Annotated in this window: 9 protein-coding genes; 7 read left to right on the top strand and 2 right to left on the bottom strand. The window is 34.0% G+C overall.

Annotated elements, in window-relative coordinates:
* Positions 1 to 6: 6 nt before the first annotated feature.
* Positions 7 to 957: a type IX secretion system membrane protein PorP/SprF gene (locus Q0829_RS11535; protein WP_298542740.1), complete on the top strand. Its 951-nt coding sequence runs from the start codon at positions 7 to 9 to the stop codon at positions 955 to 957.
* A gap of 49 nt (positions 958 to 1,006) precedes the next feature.
* Here Q0829_RS11535 and Q0829_RS11530 read toward each other — a convergent pair whose 3' ends face one another.
* Together Q0829_RS11530 and Q0829_RS11525 are read right to left on the bottom strand one after the other, a co-directional pair.
* On the bottom strand, positions 1,007 to 1,405 hold the full coding sequence (locus Q0829_RS11530; protein ID WP_298542737.1) for a DoxX family protein: 399 nt from the start codon (positions 1,403 to 1,405) through the stop codon (positions 1,007 to 1,009).
* An 80-nt stretch (positions 1,406 to 1,485) separates the two neighbouring features.
* Positions 1,486 to 2,640: a DNA polymerase III subunit delta' gene (locus Q0829_RS11525; protein ID WP_298542735.1), complete on the bottom strand. Its 1,155-nt coding sequence runs from the start codon at positions 2,638 to 2,640 to the stop codon at positions 1,486 to 1,488.
* A 328-nt stretch (positions 2,641 to 2,968) separates the two neighbouring features.
* Between Q0829_RS11525 and Q0829_RS11520 the strand changes: the two genes are divergently transcribed.
* The 6 genes from Q0829_RS11520 to Q0829_RS11495 all read left to right on the top strand — a co-directional run bounded on the left by Q0829_RS11520 (position 2,969) and on the right by Q0829_RS11495 (position 10,614).
* Positions 2,969 to 4,156, top strand: coding sequence for a phosphoglycerate kinase (locus tag Q0829_RS11520; RefSeq protein WP_298542816.1), 1,188 nt, complete (start codon positions 2,969 to 2,971; stop codon positions 4,154 to 4,156).
* Between the two features lie 291 nt (positions 4,157 to 4,447).
* On the top strand, positions 4,448 to 6,076 hold the full coding sequence (locus Q0829_RS11515; protein ID WP_298542733.1) for a LysM peptidoglycan-binding domain-containing protein: 1,629 nt from the start codon (positions 4,448 to 4,450) through the stop codon (positions 6,074 to 6,076).
* A gap of 31 nt (positions 6,077 to 6,107) precedes the next feature.
* Positions 6,108 to 6,572, top strand: coding sequence for a gliding motility-associated C-terminal domain-containing protein (locus Q0829_RS11510; RefSeq protein WP_298542730.1), 465 nt, complete (start codon positions 6,108 to 6,110; stop codon positions 6,570 to 6,572).
* Positions 6,573 to 6,614: 42 nt separating this feature from the next.
* Positions 6,615 to 7,097 (top strand): hypothetical protein, encoded by a 483-nt coding sequence (locus Q0829_RS11505; RefSeq protein WP_298542727.1) that lies wholly within the window; start codon positions 6,615 to 6,617, stop codon positions 7,095 to 7,097.
* A 138-nt stretch (positions 7,098 to 7,235) separates the two neighbouring features.
* Entirely contained in the window at positions 7,236 to 8,219 is a 984-nt protein-coding gene (locus tag Q0829_RS11500; protein ID WP_298542724.1) for a DUF4837 family protein, read from the top strand.
* Between the two features lie 268 nt (positions 8,220 to 8,487).
* The gene (locus Q0829_RS11495; RefSeq protein ID WP_298542721.1) at positions 8,488 to 10,614 is read left to right on the top strand and encodes a Tex family protein; all 2,127 of its coding nucleotides are present in this window, start codon (positions 8,488 to 8,490) and stop codon (positions 10,612 to 10,614) included.
* Positions 10,615 to 10,616: the final 2 nt, after the last annotated feature.

Raw genomic sequence — 10,616 nt, 5'->3', positions numbered from 1 at the left:
ATGATAATGGCTATAGTTTTATTAATTACTATAGTAGGAAATAGAAGTTATGCTCAGGAGTTTTTTGCACCAGTTCAGAACCAATATATCGCTGATAATCCGTATTTGATTTCCAGTGCCTATGCTGGGGTCGGTGATTGTTGGCAGGTTCGTGCTTCTGGTTTTGAACAATGGGTAGATATTGCAGATGCTCCAGGGACTCAATCGATATCTATAGATGGACGTATCTCTGATCGTTCGGGAGTGGGTGCTATCTTGTTTAATGATCAAAACGGTGCTACTACACAGAAGGGTGTTCAGCTATCTTTTGCACACCACTTAACGTTAAACGAGTATACTAATCAATATCTATCTTTTGGTATTAGTTATAAGTTTACTCAGTTTGGTATTGATACCTCACAGTTTAATGATGGAGATCCTAATTTACCACCTAGTGAATCCTTAGAGAACGTAACTGTGAATAACTCTAATTTTGATATTGGAGTATTGTATCGATTAGGACGTTTTTTCTTAAGTGCTAATGCCGTAAATTTATTGCGTAAAGAGATTGATGATTTTTTTCCAACTGAGCCTTCATCGATACAGAATTATTTTGTGTATTCAGGATATACTTTTTATGATCGTTTTAGTGATATAGAGATAGAGCCTTCAGTGTTGTATCAGAATTTTGCAGGTGATGGAAGGAGTACAGCGGATTTAAATCTAAAAGTAAGAAAATTGCATAGAGGTGATTACTATTGGGCAGGAGTAAGTCTTAGATCATTAGTAGATCAGGATTTCAAACCCCTATCAGTATCACCAATGATTGGTATCAAAAAGTCCAACTTTTATGTAGCCTATGGATATCAAATCAATGTAAATGAGGTATTTGATGCAAGTAATGCCGCAGGATCGCATATGATTACCCTTGGTATAGACTTTGGGTGTAGACAAAGTAAATGTGGATGTACCTATTAGAAATAAACAAAAGAGCACTAAACTAGTGCTCTTTTTTACTTTTTGTCTTTTAAGAATTTATCACATATAGTCCAAAAATAGCCACAATAAAATAACAGGTTATAGTTAAGGCTCCTTGATAGTCTTTGGCAACACGCTGCCCAAAAAGAAGCATTAATAGCGTTATACAAGCAGAAAACATAGCTCCAATTGCAAAACCAGTGTGATTATCAATAATCAAATGATAAATACCTATAATGCAAAATATAGCCGTAATTATTTCGATGATCAGGATGATACCCAGCATTAGTGGAACAATATTGCTTAAAAAAGTAGCAGAGAAATGACCTTTTAACCAGCTTAGGTTTCCCTTCCAATCTGTGATTTTATCAATACCAGATTGTAAAAAAGTAATAAGTAAGAAGAGTAAGATTGTAATAGAGACAATGTGAGTCATAAAATTATCCATGAAGTCGAGTTTAGTTTTGAAAAATAACAAACTCTAAAAGTCGTAATAAAGAATAAGAATAAAAAATATTAAATAAAGCCCTAAACGGCTTTTTTATGAAGTAATCTAGTTAACTTAATAGATAAATCAGTTAGAATGATTTTTGCATTACCATTGCGCTCAATATGATAGATCGCATCCTGAAGCTCATTACTAATATCCATAATGTTAGCCCCGTGAATAAAAGGAGCAAAATTCTGAAGTTTAAATCCATTGGTTTGAGGTTCTAAAAACACAAGATCATCAGCTCCATAATTTAATAACAGCGCTTGTCTGAAAAAATCCAAACAATAGTTTAGAAATTTCTTTTGTGTCTCTCTTCCGGAACCCGCTATAGACTCACTCCAATTAATTAAATCATTAACAGCTGATTTATTACCCTTTGCTCTAAAAGCTGTTCGTACCCATTGTATAAACCAATCCTCAAACTGATCATCACCACCATCGTGATGTAATAAATGTAATGCCTTACTATAATCACCATTAGCTTGATGTGCAATTTTTAGCGCTTCTGCATCAGAGAGGTTTTCTGATGCTTTTATGGCGTCTTTAATCACTTGTTCTCCCAAAGGAGGGAAATGTAAAACCTGGCATCTGGATCTTATGGTTTGTATTAATTGTTCTTCATCCTCGGCGATCAGAATAAAAACTGTTTTTTCTGGAGGTTCTTCGATTAACTTGAGCAGTTTATTAGAAGCGGCAATATTCATTTTATTCGCCATCCAGATCAACATCACTTTATAACCACCTTCGTAACTTTTTAAAGATAGTTTTTTTACCACATCTAATGCTTCATCAACACCGATTTGACCCTGTTTTTTTTCTATTCCTAGCAAAAGATACCAATCGAAAATGCTTCCGTAAGGATTTTCATTTATAAAGGTTCTCCATTCCTCTGCAAAGTGATTTGCCGTAGGATGTTTTTTTACCTTATCATTGGTGGCAACAGGATATGCAAAATGCAAATCGGGATGTGCCAGATGATCAAATTTTAGATTACAAGATTGGACACCTCCAGTGTTTTCGCCATCCTTATTTTGACATAAAATATATTGAGCGTAGGCGATCGCCATGGGTAAGGTACCGCTCCCATTAGGACCAACAAAAAGTTGCGCATGAGGAATACGACCTCTTTCTACACTTGTAGTTAGGTAGCTCTTTATATGTGTAAGTCCTAATATTTCTGAAAAAAGCATAAAGCAAATATAATTTATATAAAGGTTAAAAAAATTAATTCCACTAACCTTTTATCATTTCTCCTTTGGGGAGAAACATGAATGAGGGATATAAAAACTAATCGTGGAATTAATTTTAATTTTTAATATAATAGCATACAATATCTATAGACGGGTTTAGATATAATTGGAGACAAATAAAATGTGATTTTTTCATTGAAAAGCATCTTTTTGCTAAAAATCGATAAAAGTGGAAGTTTGTAAAAAAAATAGACCACTTTTTCTATTAGTTTTCAATGTTTTTAAGGAAATAGAATTATTTTCGTTTGCGAAAAATCAATCCAATCCGATGAAGACAATCAATGATTTCAATTTTGAAAATAAAAAAGCATTAATTCGAGTAGATTTTAATGTTCCTCTAGATGAGAATTTTAAGGTGACTGACAATACCAGAATTGAAGCTGCCAAGCCAACTATTATTAAAGTGCTCGAAGATGGTGGAAGCGCCGTTTTAATGTCTCATTTAGGTCGTCCAAAAGGAGTTCAGGATGAATTTTCATTAAATCACATTGTAGATGAGGTATCACAAGTAATAGGTGTACAAGTGAAATTTGTAACCAATTGTGTGGGTCAAGAAGCGGAAGATGCTGTAGCGCAATTAAATCCTGGTGAAGTTTTATTACTAGAAAACCTAAGGTTTCATAAAGAAGAAACTGCGGGAGATACTGGTTTTGCTGAACAGCTATCAAAATTAGGTGATATTTATGTAAACGATGCTTTTGGTACTGCGCACAGGGCACATGCATCTACAACAATCGTAGCACAGTTTTTCCCAGAAAGCAAATGTTTCGGAATTTTATTAGCTAAGGAAATAGAAAGTATCGATAAGGTATTAAAAAGCGGAGAAAAACCTATTACTGCTGTTTTAGGAGGATCTAAAGTTTCTTCTAAAATTACCATTATTGAAAATATTTTAGATAAAGTAGACCACCTTATCATCAGTGGCGGAATGACATATACATTTGTCAAAGCGCAAGGAGGTCAGATAGGAGATTCTATTTGTGAAGACGATAAACAAGAGCTGGCTTTGGAAATTTTAAAGAAAGCAGAAGAAAAAGGAGTACAAATACACTTACCAGTAGATGTAATTGGTGCCGATGCTTTTGATAACAATGCGAATACTAAAGCAATGAGTGTTGATGCAATTCCTGATGGTTGGCAAGGCTTAGATGCAGGACCAGAAACATTAAAGAATTTTCATCAGGTGATATTAAATTCCAAAACAATACTTTGGAACGGACCATTGGGAGTATTCGAGATGGAAAACTTTGCAAATGGAACAATAACACTAGGGCATTCTATTGCAGAAGCAACCGAAAAAGGAGCATTTTCTCTTGTTGGCGGCGGTGATTCTGTTGCAGCAGTAAAACAGTTTGGTTTTGGGGATAAAGTAAGTTATGTTTCTACCGGTGGTGGAGCGATGTTAGAAAGCTTAGAAGGAAAAACACTTCCAGGTATCGCAGCAATTGGAAATTAGTTGGAAGCTATTCTGCTCAACAACAGAATCTAGCTCTATAAATTAATTCCTCAAGATTATTTACGAATCAACATAAGGTGTAAAATTCTGTAAGAAAAGTCTTGGTATATTTAAAAGTTATTAAAAATCAGTCATTTAGACTGATTTTTTTATGTTTTTAACTTGTTGATTTTTTGGATTTTAGAAAAAAATTGCGATTTTCGCGTCGGTGTTGTTGATAACTTGTTGAAAGATCGTACTAATCACCCCAAATTATCCGTTAGTTTGAGTAATTGTAAACAATATCCGAAAATGATTAAAAATTGTTGGTTATATCTTAGTTTTCTTTTTTGTCTGAGTACACTTCAGGCTCAGGATACCATCCCATCATCCACGAATACAAAAGCGTCCAGAATATTAGCACTTGATAAAGAACTTACACTAAAAAAAGATACTGTTCAGGTAATTGATACGACCAAAGTGATTAGTACAATCGGAGAGCTAAAAACCACTACGTTTACAAAAACCAGTGTTAAAGATAGTGTGATGTATACTGCGAAGGATCATCCTAAAATGGCACAATTAGATTCCATTTGGAAACAAGAATTATACAATTCCAGTTTATTTGATACAATCTATAAATCGGTTACGGAACTAGAATATGAGCCAGTAGAGTATGTAGACCTTCCCACAGATACGTTAAAAGCCAGATTGATAGAATTGAATGCACGTACTCCTTTTAACGTGGAGTATAATCCTTCACTAGAAAGTGTCATTAAGAATTATCTTAAGAATCGTCATGAGCATTTAGAAAGACTAATGGCTTTAAGTGAATTTTACTTTCCACTATTCGAGCAAGAATTAGATAATCAAAATATTCCTTTAGAAATAAAATATTTAGCAATTGTAGAATCTGCATTAAAACCAAGAGCAAAATCTAGAGTTGGAGCAACAGGTTTATGGCAATTTATGTTCGGAACCGGAAAAATGTTCGGATTAGAAGTAAGTTCATATGTAGATGAACGCATGGATCCAATTATGGCAACTCAAGCTGCTTGTAAATACTTAGCCAGTCTTTATCGTGTATTTGGTGATTGGGATCTGGCATTAGCATCATACAATTCCGGACCAGGAAATGTAACTAAAGCAATAAGACGAAGTGGAGGATATAAGAATTACTGGAATATTCGTCATAATCTACCTAGAGAGACCGCTGGATATCTACCTGCGTTTTTGGCAACCATGTATATTTTTGAATATGCAGAAGAACACGGGTTTAAGCCTAGACGACCAGAATTTGCATATTTCGAAACGGATACTGTAAAAGTAAAACAGATGATTACGCTGGATCAGGTTTCCGAAGTTATGGATATCAATATGGAAGAGTTGCAGTTTTTAAACCCTTCATATAAACTAGATATTATCCCGCATATTAAAGATGAAAACTATGTGCTACGTTTACCACTTGATCAAATAGGTACGTTTGTAACAAACGAAGATCAAATATATACGCTTGCACAAACAGAATTTAATAAACGAGAAAAACCGCTCCCTAAGTTTATCGAAGCCAATGATAGAATTAGATATCGGGTACGAAGTGGTGATTTTCTGGGTAAAATTGCTAGAAGATATGGAGTGCGTGTAAGTCAAATCAAAAGATGGAATGGATTACGTAGTAATAATCTTAGAATCGGACAACGATTAACTATATATCCACGTCGACCAGTGGTGGATAGGCCAAAAAAGAAAACAACTACCAAAACAGCTGTTGCAAGTTCGAATCCAGGAAGTTCTGAAGTGTATACCGTAAAATCTGGAGATACCTTATGGAGTATTTCGCAAAAGTTTAAAGGAGTTTCTATCGAAAACCTTAGAAGCTGGAATAATATCAGTGGTACAGGAATTAAACCCGGTATGAAGTTGAAGGTAACAAAGTCTTAATAATACTTTTTTAGTCAATCGAACTAAACCTATGCAGAAACTTTTATTAGTTGTAACATCTCTTATTTTTTTAATTAGCTGTAATAGCGACGATAATGACAATAGTCTTTCTTGTTGTGGAGAAGATTCTTTGGTTGTTGAAACAAATAATCTTTCTGGAGATACGCAAATAAATATTTTTAATGTAATTACTCCTAATGGAGATGGTGTAAATGATGCTTTTATAATAGCTGGTCTTGCAGCATATCCTAATAACTCTATAAAAGTTTTTTCAAATAATATTTTAGTTTTTGAGACAAATAATTATCACCAGAATCAAGTATTTGGTATTGACTTAGTAAATGATTCTTTTACTCAAAAGGTTTTTACCTATGAGTTAATAATTGATAACGGAGATAGTTTTAAAGCTAGAGGAACAATATGTGCCGTAAAATCTTCTGGCGGTGATATAGATAGCTGTAACGCTTTTGATCTCGGCGATCCTCTCTTTGATTAATTATAATTTTTAATAGTAACGCATCCCAAGTATATTTATATTATGAAAAAACTAGTTTTTACCATCATCAGTGTACTATGTATAATAAGTTGTAACAATGATGATGATGCTCCAATAGAACAGAAAACTTGCTGTTCTGAAGATTCTTATGTCATTCAAGTAAACAACTTACCAGAAGGAAAGGAAATTGAGCCACCAAAATATTTCACGCCAAATAGAGATGGATTTCATGACACATATTATTTTATAGGTCTTGAAGATTTTCCTAACAATTCCGTTAAGTTTTTCCTGAATAACAACCTAGTTCTTGAAGCGGATGGTTTTAGTGTTGAGGATAGTCAAAATTTTAGTGAAACTATATCAGATGAAGATTTTGACACAAGAGTATATCGATATGAATTAGAGGTAGATAATGGCGATACATTTAAAGCTACAGGGTATATTTGTGCAGTTAAGACCCCAAATATCAATATATCTATTTCTTGTCTTTTTGATCCATCTGATCCAGACCCGGTAATTCGGTAATCTATTATTAGCTCATAGTTACGATTTTTAAACTCCTAAAATACAATTGGAACGGTTTATGATGTCATAAAGAGTACTATATCCGTTATATGGATAGTATTTTTTTTGATATTAGCACATCCCAAGTATATTTGTATTATGAAAAAACTAGCTCTTGCCATCATCAGTGTATTATGTATAGTAAGCTGTACAGAAACTAAAAAAGACACTTCAGAAAAAATAAACGGCTCTCTTGCTCAATCCGTAGGTAAAATAAACGAATTATCTGTAGTAATAGATAATGAGTTATGGACAGGTAGTTTAGGCGATACCATACGTAAATATTTCGGGGCAGAAGTCCCAGGTTTACCACAAGAAGAACCATTATTTTCTATGAGACAATTGCCCGCTGATGCATTTACAGGGATTGCCAGAAGAAGGAGAATGTTTCTTAAAATAGAAAAAGGAGAAGAATCCAAAGTATATGTAGCAAAAAATAAATATGCGACTCCTCAATTGGGTTATGTGATTACTGGTACCAGTGAAGGCGAAATTATCCGTTTGATTCAGGAAAGATCCGATGGGATTATTGCTAAATACAAGAAAATAGAAACCAAAGAAAAACAATATCGAATTAAAAAATCGGTAGAATACATTCCTCAATTGCAAGAGAAAATGGGCATTACACTGAAAATCCCATCTGCATATAGAATTGCTAAAGAAGAAGATAAGTTTTTTTGGTTGCGTAAAGACATCAAGAATGGAGACATCAACCTTATGATTTATGAACTTCCTTTAGGAGCAATACCAAAAGATTCTAATACCATTGCTAAGATCATACAAGTAAGGGACTCTATTGGTCAATTAAAAATTCCTACCAATTCTGGAAAATTCATAACAGAAGAAGCATATGCACCATATTTATATGAAACCTCTTTAGATAACAAGTTTACTTTTGAAACCAAAGGAACCTGGGAAATTAAAGACAGATATATGGCAGGCCCTTTTGTAAATTATGTGATTGATGATGTATCTAACAACAGGCAGTTTGTTATAGAAGGTTTTGTCCTGGCGCCATCAGTAAGAAAAAGAAACTATATCTTCGAGTTAGAAGCGATTATTAAAACCATTAAATTCGATTAGTAAAGTTTAACCTTTGCAATTCTAAAACAGAGTTTCTTCTCCTTGGGGAGAGGATTAAGGTGAGGGGTTTATAGATAATACTCTTTATTCCGTTGCCCGTTTAGATAATTATTATAGAAAGAGGCGTCCATTTTAAATATTTGTTGTAATGCAATGGAAGCAAAATGTATCCAAAACATGTTTATGATTAGGATAAGACGAATTCCTAATAAGTTTTGATATTAGACAAGGTTTATAATATATTTAGCGGTTCAAAAAAATGTAACCAATGAATATTGTTTCTTTTATAGCGAAACAGGTTCCTGTTTCGGAAAAGCAAATCACTAAAACCATCGAATTACTAGATGATGGAGCTACGATTCCATTTATTTCTAGATATCGTAAAGAAATGACCGGTAATCTGGATGAGGTAGAGATTGGCGAAATTGTAAAGTATAAAACCAATTTTGAAACTTTACAAAAAAGAAAAGAAAGTGTTATTGCTAGTATCAAAGAACAAGAAGCGCTAACACCCGAATTGCAAAAGCGTATAGAAGCTGCACAGACTTTGTCTGAAGTAGAAGATATATATCTACCCTATAAGAAAAAGCGTAAGACCAAAGCTTCTATAGCAAAAGAACAGGGATTAGAACCTCTGGCTAAGATTATAATGCAACAACGCGAAGAGGAAATTATATTTGTAGCTTCTCAATATCTTAACGATACAATTATCAATGAAGAACTGGCCTTACAGGGAGCAAGAGATATTATTGCAGAATGGATCAATGAAGATTCGACAGTAAGAAATAGACTTCGTAGATTATATCAACGCAGAGCAGCCATATCTTCTACAGTAGTAAAAACAAAAAAAGACGAAGAAGAGGCACAGAAGTATCAACAATATTTTGAATGGGAAGAACCATTGCAAAAATGCCCATCACACAGATTATTGGCTATTCTTAGAGCAGAAAATGAGAAGATAGTCCGAGTAAAAATTTCGGTTCCTGAAAATGATGCACTAGATATTATAGATGATATTATGATCAAATCTAATATCGAAGCTTGCACAGATCAAATGTTTCTAGCGATTGCAGATGCATATAAAAGATTGCTCACTCCGGCAATTTCAACAGAAGTACTAAATCAAGCTAAAGAAAAAGCAGATGACAATGCAATCATAGTTTTTGCTCAAAACCTAAAACAATTATTGCTAGCGTCTCCATTGGGACAGAAACGTATTCTGGCATTAGATCCTGGTTTTAAATCTGGTTGCAAAGTGGTTTGTTTAGATGAACAAGGAGATTTATTACATAATGAAAATATATATCCACATCCACCACAGCGTGAAACTACTAATGGAATAAAAAAGATTAAGTCTTTAGTAAATGCATATAAAATTGAAGCCATTGCAATAGGTAATGGAACAGCGGCTAGAGAAACAGAAGCTTTTATTAAAAAAATTCCATTCGAAGGTCCAATTCAAGTGTTTATGGTTAACGAAAGTGGCGCATCAGTATATTCAGCTTCTAAAATAGCAAGAGCAGAGTTTCCTAATTATGATGTAACGGTTCGTGGAGCAGTATCTATCGGAAGAAGATTGGCAGATCCTTTGGCAGAATTAGTAAAAATAGACCCAAAAGCAATTGGAGTTGGTCAATATCAACATGATGTAGATCAAACCAAACTAAAAAACGAACTCGATACAGTGGTGATGAGTTGCGTAAATAGTGTAGGGATTAATGTAAATACCGCCAGCGCACCGTTATTAAGTTATGTATCGGGAATAGGGGATAAGCTAGCAGAAAATATAGTAAACTATAGATCAGAAAATGGAGCGCTACAATCTAGAGAAGAACTAAAAAAAGTTCCACGATTGGGAGGTAAAGCCTATGAACAAGCAGCGGCTTTTTTGAGAATTACAGATCCTAATAATCCGTTAGATAATTCTGCAGTACATCCGGAACGATACAAGTTGGTTTCTAAAATGGCAAAAGATGTAGGTGTCCCGCTAAAGGAATTAATAGGAAATAAAACAGCGATTACCAATATCAAGTTACAGAATTACATATCTGACAATGTAGGGTTACCAACGCTGAATGATATCGTGAAGGAATTAGAAAAACCAGGTGTTGACCCTAGAAAGAAAGCAACTGTTTTTGAATTCGATCCCAATGTGAAAACAATCAATGATCTAAAAGCCGGAATGAAATTACCCGGAATAGTAAATAACATTACTAATTTTGGATGTTTTGTAGATATCGGTATTAAAGAAAGCGGATTGATACATATCTCAAAATTAGCGAATGAATATATCAGTGATGTAAATGCTGTAGTTCAGTTAAACCAGCATCTGATGGTTACTGTAATGAGTATAGATTTACCCAGGAAGAGAATTCAGCTTTCTTTGGTAGATTAAAG

Source organism: uncultured Aquimarina sp. (assembly GCF_947492405.1).
Lineage (GTDB): Bacteria > Bacteroidota > Bacteroidia > Flavobacteriales > Flavobacteriaceae > Aquimarina.
This window is presented reverse-complemented; position numbering and strand designations above follow the sequence as displayed.

Excerpts from the sequence above, each read along its gene's own strand:
- Q0829_RS11535 (WP_298542740.1), top strand. The coding sequence starts at position 7 with ATGGCTATAGTTTTATTAATTACTATAGTAGGAAATAGAAGTTATGCT.
- Q0829_RS11530 (WP_298542737.1), bottom strand. The coding sequence starts at position 1,405 with ATGGATAATTTTATGACTCACATTGTCTCTATTACAATCTTACTCTTC.
- Q0829_RS11525 (WP_298542735.1), bottom strand. The coding sequence starts at position 2,640 with ATGCTTTTTTCAGAAATATTAGGACTTACACATATAAAGAGCTACCTA.
- Q0829_RS11520 (WP_298542816.1), top strand. The coding sequence starts at position 2,969 with ATGAAGACAATCAATGATTTCAATTTTGAAAATAAAAAAGCATTAATT.
- Q0829_RS11515 (WP_298542733.1), top strand. The coding sequence starts at position 4,448 with ATGATTAAAAATTGTTGGTTATATCTTAGTTTTCTTTTTTGTCTGAGT.
- Q0829_RS11510 (WP_298542730.1), top strand. The coding sequence starts at position 6,108 with ATGCAGAAACTTTTATTAGTTGTAACATCTCTTATTTTTTTAATTAGC.
- Q0829_RS11505 (WP_298542727.1), top strand. The coding sequence starts at position 6,615 with ATGAAAAAACTAGTTTTTACCATCATCAGTGTACTATGTATAATAAGT.
- Q0829_RS11500 (WP_298542724.1), top strand. The coding sequence starts at position 7,236 with ATGAAAAAACTAGCTCTTGCCATCATCAGTGTATTATGTATAGTAAGC.
- Q0829_RS11495 (WP_298542721.1), top strand. The coding sequence starts at position 8,488 with ATGAATATTGTTTCTTTTATAGCGAAACAGGTTCCTGTTTCGGAAAAG.